At 69.3% G+C, this 13,430-nt stretch carries 14 protein-coding genes and 2 pseudogenes; 10 read left to right on the top strand and 6 right to left on the bottom strand.

Features of this window, described 5'->3' with window-relative positions; all coding sequences use genetic code 11:
- Nucleotides 1–320, top strand: a pseudogene (locus FV217_RS23060) (hypothetical protein); the annotation flags it as partial.
- Between the two features lie 76 nt (nt 321–396).
- Here the strand turns inward: FV217_RS23060 and FV217_RS20095 are convergent.
- Nucleotides 397–684 carry a hypothetical protein gene (locus FV217_RS20095; protein WP_147819228.1) on the bottom strand — a complete coding sequence of 96 codons (288 nt, stop codon included), beginning with the start codon at nt 682–684 and terminating at the stop codon, nt 397–399.
- 156 nt (nt 685–840) lie between these two features.
- Between FV217_RS20095 and FV217_RS20090 the strand changes: the two genes are divergently transcribed.
- Entirely contained in the window at nt 841–1,293 is a 453-nt protein-coding gene (locus FV217_RS20090; RefSeq protein WP_147819226.1) for a DCC1-like thiol-disulfide oxidoreductase family protein, read from the top strand.
- Between the two features lie 17 nt (nt 1,294–1,310).
- Here FV217_RS20090 and FV217_RS20085 read toward each other — a convergent pair whose 3' ends face one another.
- From FV217_RS20085 to moaB, 3 genes are all read right to left on the bottom strand, one after another.
- Nucleotides 1,311–1,730, bottom strand: coding sequence for an energy transducer TonB (locus tag FV217_RS20085; RefSeq protein ID WP_147819224.1), 420 nt, complete (start codon nt 1,728–1,730; stop codon nt 1,311–1,313).
- Between the two features lie 89 nt (nt 1,731–1,819).
- Complete coding sequence (locus FV217_RS20080) at nt 1,820–2,017, bottom strand: hypothetical protein (protein ID WP_147819222.1); 198 nt, start codon at nt 2,015–2,017, stop codon at nt 1,820–1,822.
- Nucleotides 2,018–2,339: 322 nt separating this feature from the next.
- Nucleotides 2,340–2,897 carry a molybdenum cofactor biosynthesis protein B gene (gene moaB / locus FV217_RS20075; RefSeq protein WP_147819220.1) on the bottom strand — a complete coding sequence of 186 codons (558 nt, stop codon included), beginning with the start codon at nt 2,895–2,897 and terminating at the stop codon, nt 2,340–2,342.
- A 162-nt stretch (nt 2,898–3,059) separates the two neighbouring features.
- Here moaB and FV217_RS20070 point away from each other — a divergent pair, with 162 nt between their 5' ends.
- Complete coding sequence (locus FV217_RS20070) at nt 3,060–4,121, top strand: SDR family oxidoreductase (RefSeq protein WP_147819218.1); 1,062 nt, start codon at nt 3,060–3,062, stop codon at nt 4,119–4,121.
- Nucleotides 4,122–4,395: 274 nt separating this feature from the next.
- On the top strand, nt 4,396–5,169 hold the full coding sequence (locus FV217_RS20065; RefSeq protein ID WP_147819216.1) for a TIGR01458 family HAD-type hydrolase: 774 nt from the start codon (nt 4,396–4,398) through the stop codon (nt 5,167–5,169).
- 69 nt (nt 5,170–5,238) lie between these two features.
- Here FV217_RS20065 and FV217_RS20060 read toward each other — a convergent pair whose 3' ends face one another.
- A complete protein-coding gene (locus FV217_RS20060; RefSeq protein WP_147819214.1) occupies nt 5,239–5,736 on the bottom strand; it encodes a DUF892 family protein in 498 nt (165 codons plus the stop codon).
- Nucleotides 5,737–5,999: 263 nt separating this feature from the next.
- On the opposite strand from FV217_RS20060, the gene purB reads away from it, so the two are divergent.
- Nucleotides 6,000–7,307 (top strand): adenylosuccinate lyase, encoded by a 1,308-nt coding sequence (gene purB / locus FV217_RS20055; protein WP_147819212.1) that lies wholly within the window; start codon nt 6,000–6,002, stop codon nt 7,305–7,307.
- A 154-nt stretch (nt 7,308–7,461) separates the two neighbouring features.
- Nucleotides 7,462–8,316: a D-amino-acid transaminase gene (locus FV217_RS20050; protein WP_147819210.1), complete on the top strand. Its 855-nt coding sequence runs from the start codon at nt 7,462–7,464 to the stop codon at nt 8,314–8,316.
- On the opposite strand, the gene FV217_RS20045 is transcribed toward FV217_RS20050, so the two are convergent.
- Nucleotides 8,286–8,501, bottom strand: coding sequence for a hypothetical protein (locus FV217_RS20045; protein ID WP_147819208.1), 216 nt, complete (start codon nt 8,499–8,501; stop codon nt 8,286–8,288). The two genes, FV217_RS20050 and FV217_RS20045, sit on opposite strands and share 31 nt — an antisense overlap.
- 112 nt (nt 8,502–8,613) lie before the next feature.
- On the opposite strand from FV217_RS20045, the gene FV217_RS20040 reads away from it, so the two are divergent.
- From FV217_RS20040 to FV217_RS20025, 4 genes and pseudogenes are all read left to right on the top strand, one after another.
- Nucleotides 8,614–8,904, top strand: coding sequence for a hypothetical protein (locus tag FV217_RS20040; protein ID WP_147819206.1), 291 nt, complete (start codon nt 8,614–8,616; stop codon nt 8,902–8,904).
- Nucleotides 8,905–9,144: 240 nt separating this feature from the next.
- On the top strand, nt 9,145–11,337 hold the full coding sequence (locus FV217_RS20035) for a TonB-dependent receptor (protein ID WP_147819204.1): 2,193 nt from the start codon (nt 9,145–9,147) through the stop codon (nt 11,335–11,337).
- Between the two features lie 421 nt (nt 11,338–11,758).
- Complete coding sequence (locus FV217_RS20030; protein WP_147819202.1) at nt 11,759–13,051, top strand: adenylosuccinate synthase; 1,293 nt, start codon at nt 11,759–11,761, stop codon at nt 13,049–13,051.
- A 132-nt stretch (nt 13,052–13,183) separates the two neighbouring features.
- Nucleotides 13,184–13,430, top strand: a pseudogene (locus FV217_RS20025) (histidine kinase); the annotation flags it as partial.

The following is a 13,430-nucleotide window of genomic DNA, read 5'->3' as shown; positions in this document are numbered from 1 at the left end:
CCGGTCCGTGGCGGGCCGGCGCGCGGGCGGCGCGGCACGATTGGGTGCTCTGCCTGGAGGCCGGCGACCTGCCGCGCGAGGGCTGGATCCGCAGCGTCGACCGCTTCGTCGGCACGGCCCGCCCGGAGGTCTCGCTCGCCCGCCTGCGCCGCCCCCATGCTGGAATCGGCGACCGCCTCGCCGCCCACATCGAGCGCCTGTTCGGCGCCCGGAGCCCGCGGGCCGGCGACCTCGTGCGCCGCGAAACCCTGCTCGCCGGATCGGGTCTGTCGCCGCGCCAGAGGCCGCGGGCAATGTCGGCGGGGCTGGATCGCTCCTGACGGTTTGGCTGAGGTCAGTCCTCCCCGTCACAGTGCCGACGCGTCCGGCGGAGGATTTCCGCCGTGCCGTCCGGTCTCAACCCAGCGCCAGCCGCACCACGCCCGTCGCCGCGTCGGCTCCGGCGAGCCGCGGCCCGCGGATTTCCGGTTGCGCCTGCTCGAAGGCGTCGAGCGTCGCGTTCACGGCCGCCACCAGCACCCCCTCCCCGTCGGCGATCCGCGGCCGGGCGGCCTCGGCGAGGCGGGTGACGAGAACCTGTTCGTGCTGCGGCTGCAGCGGTCCCTCCGCCTGCTGGGCGTAGGCCGAAAAGACCTGTTCGGCGAGGCTGCGGGCGGCATGGTCGGGGGCTGGCGTGTCGCTCATGGTTCTGGGCGCGATCCGTTCTAAGGGAGAGGCGAACGATCTCGGGCGCCGGCCGACCGGCGAAAGTCTCCCTGCCGCAGCATGCCGCACCCCTGCCCCATCGTGGACAGGCGCAGGCCGCCGGCCGCATCATGCGCCGGCCGGAGGCCGTTCCGCATGCAGCGCCCGCCCTATTCCTACCGCGACGACCCGGCCGTGCCGGCGTTTCCGGACGACCTGCCCGTGGTGGTGTTCGACGGCGTCTGCGGCATGTGCTCGGCCTTCGTGCGTCTGTTGCTCGCGATCGACGGCACGACGGAGCGCCACCGCTTCATCTCCGCGCAAGCGCCGCTCGGTGCGGCGCTCTACCGGCATTACGGCCGCGTGCCCGACGAGACCTTCCTCGTGCTGACCGATGGCCGCTGCCGGGTGAAGGCCGATGCGGTGCTGGCGACCTTCGCCGGGCTTGGGCCGGCGTGGTCGCTGCCCGCCCGCGCGGCCCGCCTCGTCCCGCCGCGCTGGGCCGACGCCGCCTACAATTGCGTGGCGAAGAACCGTTATCGGATCTGGGGCGGCCGCGACACCTGCCTCCGCCCGCCGCCGGGGACCGAGGCGCGGTTCCTGGCCTGACGCCATCCGGGTGATGCCTACCGGCCGGCGGATTTCGCGAACTCCACCGCAAAGCTCAACTCCGTGAAACCCTCCAGCGTCAGCAGCTTGTCGGGCGGCGGCGCGAAGGGGGATGCAGCCTTCGCGGCCCGGAGGGCGCGGTCGTCGAGGGCGGGCACGCCCGAACTCTCCTCGATCGCGGCGCCCTCCAGGGTGCCGTCGGCACCGATGCGAATGCGGATCGTCACGCTGCCGCCGGGCGCGTCGGCCTCGGCCGTCTCGCCGGCCTGCGTGATCCGGGTGACCACCGTCGCGACCCAGCGGTTCGGCGTGAGTTTTGGAGGGCGGGGCTCTTGCCGCTGCTCCGCCGGGCCGGGTTGCGGCCGGGCATCGGCCCCGTGCGGGGCGCCGGCGAGGGCGAGCAGCGCGAGGCCGGGAAGAACCGTTCGGAACACCATGAAGGCGGCGCCTTGTCGGGGACGTCGTGGATAGGAGGGCCGAACGAAAAAGGGCGCCCGAAGGCGCCCTGCCGAGCGAGCGCTCAGGCTCACATCTTCTTCTTCTTCATCGACTTCTGCTGCATCTTTCCGCCCGACATCTTGCCGCCGGACATGCTGCCGCCCTTGGTGTCGGTCGCGTTCGAGCCCGTCTCCATGGCGCTCTTGCCGGCGGCGGAGGCGCCCGTGAGGCCCATGCCGAGGGTGCCGAAGGCGATTGCGGCGGCGAGGGCGATGCCGAATTTCATGGTTTCACTCCCTGAAAGTGATCGAGGCAAACGTTGTTGCCCTTTGACAACAGAATGATGCGGCCGAGGTTCCTCGAACACGGGTTTCACGGGACGGATGCTTCTCCCGTCACCGCTTCACTGCGCGCGCAGAGACGGAGACGACCGGTATGCAGCAGGTCCCTCCTCTCCCTCTGGGGGAGGTGGCCGCGAAGCGGACGGAGGGCGCTCGGCGTTGCCGGCACAGGCCCGGTGCTGCCCACTCCACCGCGCTGCGCGCGGTCCCCCTCGCCCAGGAGGCGAGGAGACGCACGGCGAACGCTTCAATCGACCGGCAACGGTATCACACGCTGATCGTCCCCCCGCGCCGCAAGTGTTCGTCGAGGCGCGGCAGGATCTCGACGAAGTTGCAGGGACGGTGGCGGTAATCGAGCTGCGCCGAGAGGATGCCGTCCCAGGCATCCTTGCAGGCGCCGGGCGAGCCGGGCAGCACGAAGACGTAGGTCGCCCGGATCACCCCCGCCGTCGCCCGCGACTGCAGCGTCGAGGTGCCGATCTTCTCGTAGCTGATCCTGTGGAAGATCGCCGAAAACCCGTCCATCCGCTTCTCGAACAGGGGCTCGATCGCCTCGGGCGTGACGTCCCGGCCGGTGAAGCCGGTGCCGCCTGTGGTGAGGATCACGTCGATGTCGGGATCGCGCGTCCAGGCCTCGACCTGCAGGCGGATCGCCGGGACCTCGTCCGGCACGATGGCGCGGGCCGCGAGCCGGTGCCCGTCCGTTTCGAGCCGCCCGACCAGGGTGTCCCCGGAGCGGTCGTCCTCGGTCGTACGCGTGTCGGAGACCGTCAGCACGGCGATGGCGAGGGGGATGAAAGGGCGTTCGAGGGCGGTGTCGTTCATGGGGGTCTCGTGGGCGAGCCGTGCGCGTCACCCGGATATGGGGTGTTTGCCCGCGTTGTCTGCCGCAGACCCGCACCGCCGGTCACCCCAGCGGTCGCGGGCATGCGTCTGGTTGCCGTTGCGCCCGTTGCTTAGGTCCCGGCGAGAACAGGGATTTTCGACATGACCAACACGGCACTCATCGTCGGCGCGAGCGGGATCGTCGGCAGCGCGCTGGCGACGCTGCTCGTCGAACGGGGCTGGACGGTCACGGGCCTCGCACGCCGGCCGACGCAGCAGTCAGGCGTCAGGCCGGTGGCGGCCGATCTTCAGGATCCCGCCGGGCTCGCCGCCGCGCTCGACGGTGCCCGGTCGAGCCATCTCTTCATCGCGACCTGGTCGCGTCAGGAGACCGAAGCAGAAAACATCCGCGTGAACGGGGCGATGGTGCGCAACGTCCTCGACGCTGTGCGGCCGGCGAAGTCGCTGCGACATGTCGGGCTCGTCACCGGCCTCAAGCATTATCTCGGGCCGTTCGAAGCCTACGGCCACGGGACCCTGCCGCAGACGCCGTTCCGTGAGGAGCAGGGCCGCCTCGACGTGGCGAATTTCTACTACGCCCAGGAAGACGAAGTGTTCGCGGCCGCCGCGCGCGACGGCTTCACCTGGAGCGTGCACCGGCCGCACACGATCATCGGAAAAGCGGTCGGCAACGCCATGAACATGGGCACGACGCTCGCCGCCTACGCCGTACTCTGTCGCGAGACCGGCCGGCCGTTTCGCTTCCCCGGCTCCCAGGCCCAGTGGGACGGTCTCACCGACATGACCGATGCGCGCATCCTCGCGCGGCAGCTCCTGTGGGCGGCCGAGACCCCGGAAGCGGCCGACGAGGCCTTCAACATCGTCAACGGCGACGTGTTTCGCTGGAAGTGGATGTGGGGTCGGATCGCGGACTGGTTCGGCATCGAGCCCGCGCTGTTCGACGGCACCGTGATGCCGCTGGAGACGCAGATGGCGGAGGACGCCGGACCCTGGCGCGCCATCGCGGCCCGGTACGGGCTGGTGGAGCCGGACCTCGCGCGCCTCGCCTCGCCCTGGCACACCGACGCCGATCTCGGCCGGCCCATCGAGGTCGTCACCGACATGTCGAAGAGCCGGCGCCTCGGGTTTACGGCCTACGAGGCCACCGACGCGGCGTTCGTTTCTCTGTTCGAGCGGCTCCGGGCGGATCGTTTGATCCCGTAGGCCTGCTCCAGGCATGCAAAAGGGCGCCCTTTCCGAGTGATGAGCGAAGGATCGATCGGCCGGACCAGGCCGCCTTCGCCGCCGCGTTCGGCTTCCGCGTGATCTTCGTTAGCAGCGCATCGGCCTTCTTCTCCGCCCGCAGGGTGTCGTCGACGAGCTTGGCCGCTCCCGTGGAGCTGGGGACAGGGGCTCGGATGGAAGCCGCAGGCCGGCTGTCCTCCCCGCGCCCGATCTGCGCTAGGCTCGCTCCGTCCCGACGCGGAGCGGCAGCGCGATGACGAAGGTGGCCGGTGTTCTCCTCGACCTCAGCGGCGTCGTGTTCAGCGGCGGGGCAGCGATCGGCGATGCCGTCGCGAGCATCGCGGATCTGCGCGCGGCCGGGTTGCCGCTGCGCTTCGTCACCAACACGACCTCCGCGCCCCTGCGCAGCCTGGTCGACCTGCTGCGCGATCTCGGGATCGCGGCCGCGCCGGAGGACGTGTTCACCCCGGCGACCGCCGTGCGGGACCTCGTCCGAGCGCGCGGCCTGTCGCCGCGTTTCCTCGTGCAGCCCGCCCTTCTGGAAGACCTCGGCGTCTCGGCCGGCGGCGCGCTCGACGCCGTGGTCGTGGGCGATGCCGGCGCCGGCTTCACCTTCGCGGCGCTCAACGAGGCCTTCCGCCTGATCGACAGCGGGGCTGCGTTCATCGCCCTGGCGCGCAACCGCAGCTTCAAGGACTTGGACGGCCTGCCCAGCCTCGATGCGGGACCCTTCGTCGCCGCCCTCGAATATGCCAGCCGTCGCGAAGCGCATCTCGTCGGAAAGCCGGCGGCGGCCTTCTACGCGGCCGCGCTGGCGCAGCTCGGCACGGAGCCGGGCGAGACCGTGATGATCGGCGACGACGTGGAATCCGACGTGGCCGGCGCCATGGAAGCCGGGATGGCCGGGCTCCTGGTCCGCACCGGAAAGTACAGGGCCGGAGACGAGGAGCGCATCGACCCCGCCCCGACCGCCATCGTCGCCGACCTGCGGGAAGGGGTGGCGTGGATCTTGGCGCGGGCTCGATAGTCCGGACAGACAAAAGGGCGCCCCGAACAGGGCGCCCTTCGCATTACGGCAGGCGATGTGCCGGCCGGATCAGGCGGCCTTCGCCGCCGCGTTCAGCTTCTGCGCGATCTTCGTCAGCAGCGCGTCGGCCTTCTTCTCTTCCTGCAGGGTCTCGTCCAGAAGCTTGGCAGCATCGGTGTGGCCGAGCAGCGTCGCCCAGGTCTTCAGGGTGCCGTAGCGGGCGATCTCGTAATGCTCGACGGCCTGGGCGCAGGCGGCCAGCACCGAATCGCCGGCCGGAGTGCCGCCGAAATCTTCCAGGTCCTCTTCCATCTCGGAGGTGATGCCCTGCATCGCCTCGCAGGTCTTCGAGCGCGCCGTCTTGCCGATGAGCTCGAACACCTGCTGCAGGCGCTCGACCTGCACGGCGCTCTCCTCGCCATGCGTGATGAAGGCCTGCTTCAGGTCGTCGTGCTCGGCCGCCTTGGCGGACTTCTTGAGCGCCTTCACCGACTGCTTCTCGGCCCAGTAGACGTCCTTAAGGGTCTCGTAGAAGGCGTCGTCGAGGGTCTTTTCCTTGTTGGCCATGGGGTCTGCCTTCCGAATGGGAATGGGGTGGAGATGCGCGGCCGTGGATCGGCCTGCACGTTGCCAGCGGGAACGTGCCCTGGGCCGGATAGGTCCTGATTCCCCGGGGAGCCTCGCGCTCCGTACGGTTTGAGACGGTTCTCGCCAAAAAGTCTCCCCCGTCGGCGACCGTGGCGCAGGGGCAGCCTGCCGCCGCCGGACGTAGCGCGCGGCGGGTTGCGCCCTTATACCGCCGGGCAAACACCTCTCGCGCGAGACCGCCCATGATCCCCCGTTACTCCCGCCCCGCGATGGCCGCGATCTGGTCGCCGGAGAGCCGGTTCCGGATCTGGTTCGAGATCGAGGCGCATGCGACCTCGGCGCTCGCCGAGATCGGCGTCGTGCCGAAGGAGGCCGCCGAGAAGGTCTGGGAGAAGGGCCGTGACGCGGTGTTCGATGTCGCCCGCATCGACGCCATCGAGGCCGTGACCAAGCACGACGTCATCGCCTTCCTGACGCATCTCGCCGAGATCGTCGGCCCCGAGGCGCGCTTCGTCCACCAGGGCATGACCTCGTCGGACGTGCTCGACACCTGCCTCAACGTGCAGCTGACTCAGGCCGCCGACATTCTGATCGCCGACCTCGACGCGCTGCTCGCCGCCCTCAAACGCCGGGCCTTCGAGCACAAGCTGACCCCGACCATCGGCCGCTCGCACGGCATCCACGCCGAGCCGGTGACGTTCGGGCTCAAGCTGGCGCAGGCCTATGCCGAGTTTGCGCGGAATCGCGAACGGCTCGTCGCCGCGCGTAAGGAAATCGCGACCTGCGCGATCTCCGGGGCCGTCGGCACCTTCGCCAACATCGACCCGCGGGTGGAGGAGTACGTCGCCGAGAAGATGGGGCTCGCGGCCGAGCCGGTCTCGACGCAGGTGATCCCGCGCGACCGCCACGCCATGTTCTTCGCCGTGCTCGGCGTGATCGCTTCGTCGATGGAGCGCCTGGCCATCGAGGTGCGCCACCTGCAGCGCACGGAGGTGCTGGAGGCGGAGGAGTTCTTCTCGGAAGGGCAGAAGGGCTCATCGGCGATGCCGCACAAGCGCAACCCGGTGCTCACCGAGAACATCACGGGGCTCGCCCGCATGGTGCGCGCCTACGTGGTGCCGGCGCTGGAGAACGTGGCGCTTTGGCACGAGCGCGACATCTCGCACTCCTCGGTGGAGCGCATGATCGGCCCCGACGCCACGGTGACGCTGGATTTCGCCCTCGCCCGCATGACCGGGGTGATCGACAAGCTGCTGATCTACCCCGAGCAGATGCAGAAGAACCTCGATAAGCTCGGCGGCCTCGTCCACTCGCAGCGGGTGCTGCTGGCGCTGACGCAGGGCGGCACCTCGCGCGAGGACGCCTACCGGCTGGTCCAGCGCAACGCGATGCCGGTCTGGCGCGGCGAGGGCGATTTTTTGACCTTGCTCAAGGCCGACGCCGAGGTGACGGCGGTGCTCAAGCCCGAGCAGATCGAGGAGTGCTTCGATCTCGGTTACCACCTGAAGCACGTCGACACGATCTTCCGCAGGGTGTTCGGGGAGGCGTGATCCGCGCCGTCATCGCGCGCGCAGCGAAGCGATCCGGGGCAGCATCCGCGACGTCGGCCCGGATTGCTTCGGCTTCGCCTCGCAATGACGGCGGATCCGCACGAAACGTGCATCGAGACTGTCGCGCAAGGAACGAGAGCGAGTCCGAAAAGCCATGTCCCGCACCGCATACGTGAACGGCGAGTACCTGCCGCTGGATCAGGCCCGCGTGCCGGTGATGGATCGCGGCTTTCTCTTCGCGGACGGGATCTACGAGGTCGCGGCCGTGCTGGGCGGACGGCTGATCGACAATGCCGGGCATCTGGCGCGGCTCGAGCGCTCCCTCACCGAGATCGGCATCGCCAACCCGCACACGGCCGAGGCGTGGGAGCGGATCGAGACCGAGCTCGTCGCCCGCAACGGGCTGCAGGAAGGCCTCGTCTACCTCCAGGTCACTCGCGGCGTGGCCGAGCGGGATTTCTCGTTTCCGGCGGCCAGCACGCCCGCGACCGTCGTCGCCTTCACGCAGGCGAAGAACATCACCAGGAATCCGCTGGCGGAGAGTGGGGCCACGGTCGTAACCGTCGAGGATCTTCGCTGGAAGCGGCGCGACATCAAGTCGGTGGCGCTGCTGGCGCAGGTTCTGGCGAAGCAGCAGGCGGCGGAGGCCGGGGCGGCCGAGGCCTTCATGGTTGAGGACGGGGCGATCACCGAGGGCTCGTCCTCCACCGCCTTCATCGTCACGCGGGACGGCACCATCGTCACCCGCCCGCTCTCGAACGCGCTGCTGCCGGGCATCACCCGCCGCGCCGTGATCGCGCTCGCGGCCGAGTTCGGCCTGCGGCTGGAGGAGCGGCTGTTCTCTGTGGATGAGCTGCACGGGGCCGCGGAGGCGTTCTACACCAGCGCCTCGGCCTTCGTGATGCCGGTGGTCTCGGTGGACGGCAAGGCTCTCGGCGACGGCCGGCCCGGTCCGGTGGCCCGGCGCCTGCGTGAGCTCTACTTCACCTTCGCGGAATCGCGGGACTGATCATCCCGCCTGGGCCGCACGGCCAGCACGATCGCCACCACCACGAACAGCGCGAGCCCGCTCCACAGACCCCCGTCCGTCAGCTTCGCGAACGCCGCGGCGGGTAGATCGTCCACAGTGAACGCCGCCGCGACCAGCAGCAGGGCCAGCGGGACGGCGGCGAGGATGGCGAGCCAGCGGGGCATCGCACGAGCGTAGCACCCGCCGCCCCGCGGCCGAAGCCCCGATGCGCCGTGCGGAACGCAGGGCGCGCACGGCCCGTTCTCCCCGCAACAGCGACCATTTGGGGGAACGACCATGCCGAAACTGCTACCCATCGCCTTCGCCGCGACGATCGTCTCCACGGCCGCCGGCGCGCTGGCGCAGGACACCGACCCGAAGCTGCCGCCGCCGAGCCAGCAGGTGCCCGAGAAGATCCGGCCCGAATCCGACGGGTCGGCCGGCGGCGCGACGCTCAGCGAAAAGCTCGAGAAGTCGGACGGCGTCATCAAGCCGCCGGGCGGCGTCGATCCCGAGATCAAGACGATCCCGCCGGACAATTCCGGCAGCTCCATGCCGATCATCAAGCCCCAGGGCGACGCGAAATAGGCGCTCGCTACAACTCTCAGTTCATAACGGCTACGGCGCGTTCTAGCGAGCCGCAGCCGGATACTCTGTCGAAATCAACGTCCTCGCAGGACTGTTGCGTTCCGGTGACATCGCCCTTCGCTATATCCTGTCAGATACAGCGAAGCTTGGTTCCGACTCGCGCGTTCGGCATCGTCTCACGGTGCCGGCCTCTGCGGCCGCGTTCCTCGCAAGATCCATCGCGGGGGCGACGAGACGACGATGCTGCGTTCAGTTCAGGTGGCCGTCTCGGCCTCGGTGTTTGCGATGATGCCGATGCTCGGCGACGGGCCGGCGGCGGAGGAGCGCGATCTCGAGGACAGCCGCCGCGCGAAGCCCGCCCGCCTCGCGCCAAACGCGGCCAAGCCGACGGGAGCCTTCGAACTCGGCGAACTCTCCGCCGTTCTGTCCGAGATCTCGGTCTCTGGAGCGCGGGGCTGGGACGGCCGCTACCGCTCCGCGCTCTCGGAGAGCGTGGTCACGGCGAAGGATGTCTACACCTTCAACAAGAACACCCTCGACGACGCCCTGACGGTGGTGCCGGGCGTCAGCGCCGCCAATACCGGCGGCAGCCGCAACGAGCGCCTCGTCTTCGTGCGCGGCTTCGACCGCTTCCAGGTGCCGCTCTCGATCGACGGCATCCGGGTCTACCTGCCGGCCGACAACCGCCTCGATTTCGGCCGCTTCCTCACGCCGGATCTCGCCGAGATCCAAGTGCAGAAGGGCTTCGTCTCCGTCCTCAACGGACCGGGCGGCATGGGCGGCGCGATCAACCTCGTCACGCGCAAGCCGACGCGAGAGGCGGAAGCCGAGTTCCGCACCGGCGTCGACATCGGCAACCGCGGCGCCCCCTCGGCCTTTAACGGCTTCGGCGTCGTCGGCACGCGCCAGGAGAACTACTATCTCCAGGCGAGCGGGACGGTGCGCGACAGCGACGGCTGGTTCCTCTCGCAAGGGTTCCGGCCGATCCCGATCGGCGGCGGCCCGGCGATCGAGGATGGCGGCCGGCGCGACTTCTCGGCCGTCAGCGATTACCGCGTGAACCTCAAGGCCGGCATCACGCCGAACGCCACCGACGAGTACTCGCTGAGCTACACCAAGCAAGCGGGCGTGAAGGGCGCGCCCTACAGCACCTTCGAGCCGGTGCGCGGCATCACCCCGATGCCGCTGCCGTGGGGTACGGCCTACCAGCGCGACTGGCGCTGGCCCTACTGGGACCTCGACAGCCTCTACTTCCTGTCGCGCACCGCGATCGGCAACGATTCGTATCTGCTGTCGCGGGCCTACTACAACACCTTCAACAACCTGCTTTCGGCCTTCGACGACTCGACGTTTTCGAGCCAGCGCCAGCCGCGATCGTTCAACAGCTTCTACGACGACTACGCCTATGGCGGCAGCCTTGAATTCGGTACCGACCTGATCCCGTTCAACACCTTCAAGGCCGCCGCGCATTACCGGCGCGACCGCCATGCCGAGCGCCAGATCTCGGCGCCCGGCCTGTCGACCTCGGTCCTGGAACCGAACCAGGAGAACGTCGAGGACACCTACTCGCTGGCCGTCGAGAACAACTTCCACGCCACCGATCGCCTCGATCTGGTGGTGGGCGTGAGCTACGACCGCAATGCGCTCCGCAAGGTGCAGGATTTCAACACGACCACGCGTGCGCTCTTCGCCTACCCTCTCGGCGGCAGCGACGCGTTCAACGGGCAGGCCGCCGCGATCTACCGCACGAGCGAGACCGGGCGCGTCCATGCCAGCGTCTCGTCCCGCACGCGCTTCCCGAACCTGTTCGAGCGCTTCAGCACGCGCTTCGGCGATGCCGAGCCGAACCCCGACCTCAAGCCCGAGCGCGCCACCAACTACGAGGTCGGCTGGTCGGAGCTGCTGTTCGACACGCTGCGTGTGACGCCGGCCCTGTTCTACAGCGACATCGAGAACGCGATCCAATCGGTCAGCATCGGCAACAACCGGATCCAGAACCAGAACGTCGGCACCGGCCGCTATTACGGCTACGAGGTGGCCACGGAGCTGACGCTGTCGCCCGCGTTCTTCGTGGGGGCGAACTACACCTACCTGCTCCGCGAGCTGAACGATCCGCTCCGGCCTGCCCTGAAGCCGATCGGTACGCCGCGGCACCAGGCCTTCGTCTACGCGACCTGGCAGGCGACGCCGGCCCTGAGTTTCACCCCGAGCGTGGAGATGGCCAGCGGCCGCTTCTCCACCGACCGGCTGGAGAACGCCTTCTTCAAGACCGGCGGCTACGTGCTCCTGAACCTGCAGGCGCAATATGCCTTCGACGCGCACATGACGGCGGCGCTGGGCGTGCGCAACCTGCTCGATACGAACTATTCCCTCGCCTACGGCTTCCCGGAATTCAGGCGCACGGTCTTCGCCAATGTGCGGCTGACGTTCTGATGCCGGCGGCCCTTGCGGTCGAGGCCTCGGGCACCGATCGCCGCATGAAGACAGGTGTGCCGAGTCTGCGAACAATCGACTGCGCGTGGCGGCGCGCATTCGCGCTTTCCGGTTGACGACGGCTCAAGGAGTCGAAGCTTACGGCCGCCGATAGGGGAAGATGTCGCCGCGACCCGGCAAGATCGGCAGCCTCCGAACAACGTCGGGCGGGTCGCCGCGCCACAGGGGGATGCGAAAGACGCGGCCTGCCATTGCGCGATTGCCCTGTGGGCGCCGCCTGCCTTGCTTGACCTGCCTCTTCTGATCGCCGAAGACGCGCCCTATCCTCGCCCCGGCTTCGACGCCGGGGTTTTCGCGCGTGGCGAGGCGGTCGAGTTCCTCGATCCGGCCAGGCGGTCACGGGAAGAAGATCGAGACCTTCATGGCGAACGTCGTCGTCGTAGGCGCCCAGTGGGGTGACGAGGGCAAGGGCAAGATTGTCGACTGGCTCTCCGAGCAGGCCGACATCGTGGTGCGCTTCCAGGGTGGCCACAATGCCGGCCATACCCTCGTCGTCGGCAGCAACGTCTACAAGCTCTCGCTGCTGCCCTCGGGCGTGGTCCGCCCGAACACGCTCGGCGTGATCGGCAACGGCGTCGTGCTCGACCCCTATGCGCTGGTCTCGGAGATCGAGCGCATCACCGGCCAGGGCGTCGAGGTCTCGCGCAAGAACCTGCGCGTGGCCGACAACGCCACGCTGATCCTGTCGCTGCACCGCGAACTCGATGCCCTGCGCGAGGACGGCGCGCCGGGCACCAAGATCGGCACCACCAAGCGCGGCATCGGCCCGGCCTACGAGGACAAGGTCGGCCGCCGCGCCATCCGCCTGATGGACCTGTCCGAGCCGGACAACCTCGGGCCGAAGATCGAGCGGCTGCTCGCCCACCACAATGCGCTGCGCCGGGGCTTCGGCCTGCCCGAGATCGCGGAAAAGACGATCTACGACGAGCTGACCGGCATCGCCGACAAGGTGCTGCCCTACCAGGACACGGTCTGGCGCCTGCTCGACGAGGCTCGCCGCGCCGGCAAGCGCATCCTGTTCGAGGGCGCGCAGGGCGCGCTACTCGATGTCGATCACGGCACCTATCCGTTCGTGACCTCCTCCAACACGGTCGCCGGCCAAGCCGCGACCGGCTCCGGCCTCGGCCCGGGCGCGGTCGGCTACGTGCTCGGCATCGCCAAGGCCTACACCACGCGGGTCGGCGAAGGCCCCTTCCCCACCGAGCTGTTCGACGAGGACGGCCGCCTGATCGGCGAGCGCGGCCACGAGTTCGGCACCGTCACCGGCCGCCAGCGCCGCTGCGGCTGGTTCGACGCCTGCCTCGTGCGCCAGACCGTGCGCACTTCCGGCATCGACGGCATCGCGCTGACCAAGCTCGACGTGCTCGACGGGTTCAAGGAAATCCGGATCTGCACCGCCTACGATCTCGACGGCACGCGCCTAGACCATCTTCCCGCGAGCCAGGGCGCGCAGCAGCGCGTCGTGCCGGTCTACGAGACGTTCCAGGGCTGGGAAGGCACCACGGCGGGCGCCCGCTCTTGGTCCGAGCTGCCGGCGCAGGCGATCAAGTACGTGCGGCGGATCGAGGAGCTGATCGGCGCGCCGGTGGCCCTGCTCTCTACCTCGCCCGAGCGCGACGACACCATCCTGATGCACAACCCCTTCGAGGACTGAAGCGCTTTCCGATGATGGGGATGCCGGTTCGTCGCCATGAGGCGCAGCTAAACCAAAGCTTAGCGCCGGGGTCCGATACTGTCGGATCGCGGCTCTAGGCGCCGACGGCGGGAACGGGCGGATCAGGGCACGATGGCCGATTACTATCCGTTGCTGGCACGGGCGCTCGACGCCCTGCCGGATCGCACCCCGGCCCTGCGCAAGGCCGTGTACGACCGCGCCCGCTCTGCGCTGATCGGCCAGCTCCGCACGCTCGAACCGCCGCTGCCGGACGAGGCGATCGAGACCGAGCGCAAGGCGCTCGACGCTGCGATCGAACGGCTCGAAGCCGCCTACGGCACCCCGGTCGCGCCTCTGCCGCCGCCGCCGCCCCAGGCGG

The sequence above is a fragment of the Methylobacterium sp. WL9 genome, from assembly GCF_008040035.1.
In the GTDB taxonomy this organism is placed as follows: domain Bacteria; phylum Pseudomonadota; class Alphaproteobacteria; order Rhizobiales; family Beijerinckiaceae; genus Methylobacterium; species Methylobacterium thuringiense.
This window is presented reverse-complemented; position numbering and strand designations above follow the sequence as displayed.

What these genes read in the sequence shown, in the direction of transcription:
- FV217_RS20040 (WP_147819206.1), top strand. Translation starts at nt 8,614, where the DNA reads ATGCCGAAACTGCTACCCATCGCCTTCGCCGCGACGATCGTCTCCACG.
- FV217_RS20035 (WP_147819204.1), top strand. Translation starts at nt 9,145, where the DNA reads ATGCTGCGTTCAGTTCAGGTGGCCGTCTCGGCCTCGGTGTTTGCGATG.
- FV217_RS20050 (WP_147819210.1), top strand. Translation starts at nt 7,462, where the DNA reads ATGTCCCGCACCGCATACGTGAACGGCGAGTACCTGCCGCTGGATCAG.
- FV217_RS20065 (WP_147819216.1), top strand. Translation starts at nt 4,396, where the DNA reads ATGACGAAGGTGGCCGGTGTTCTCCTCGACCTCAGCGGCGTCGTGTTC.
- FV217_RS20030 (WP_147819202.1), top strand. Translation starts at nt 11,759, where the DNA reads ATGGCGAACGTCGTCGTCGTAGGCGCCCAGTGGGGTGACGAGGGCAAG.
- FV217_RS20095 (WP_147819228.1), bottom strand. Translation starts at nt 684, where the DNA reads ATGAGCGACACGCCAGCCCCCGACCATGCCGCCCGCAGCCTCGCCGAA.
- FV217_RS20045 (WP_147819208.1), bottom strand. Translation starts at nt 8,501, where the DNA reads ATGCCCCGCTGGCTCGCCATCCTCGCCGCCGTCCCGCTGGCCCTGCTG.
- purB (WP_147819212.1), top strand. Translation starts at nt 6,000, where the DNA reads ATGATCCCCCGTTACTCCCGCCCCGCGATGGCCGCGATCTGGTCGCCG.
- FV217_RS20080 (WP_147819222.1), bottom strand. Translation starts at nt 2,017, where the DNA reads ATGAAATTCGGCATCGCCCTCGCCGCCGCAATCGCCTTCGGCACCCTC.
- moaB (WP_147819220.1), bottom strand. Translation starts at nt 2,897, where the DNA reads ATGAACGACACCGCCCTCGAACGCCCTTTCATCCCCCTCGCCATCGCC.
- FV217_RS20090 (WP_147819226.1), top strand. Translation starts at nt 841, where the DNA reads ATGCAGCGCCCGCCCTATTCCTACCGCGACGACCCGGCCGTGCCGGCG.
- FV217_RS20085 (WP_147819224.1), bottom strand. Translation starts at nt 1,730, where the DNA reads ATGGTGTTCCGAACGGTTCTTCCCGGCCTCGCGCTGCTCGCCCTCGCC.
- FV217_RS20060 (WP_147819214.1), bottom strand. Translation starts at nt 5,736, where the DNA reads ATGGCCAACAAGGAAAAGACCCTCGACGACGCCTTCTACGAGACCCTT.
- FV217_RS20070 (WP_147819218.1), top strand. Translation starts at nt 3,060, where the DNA reads ATGACCAACACGGCACTCATCGTCGGCGCGAGCGGGATCGTCGGCAGC.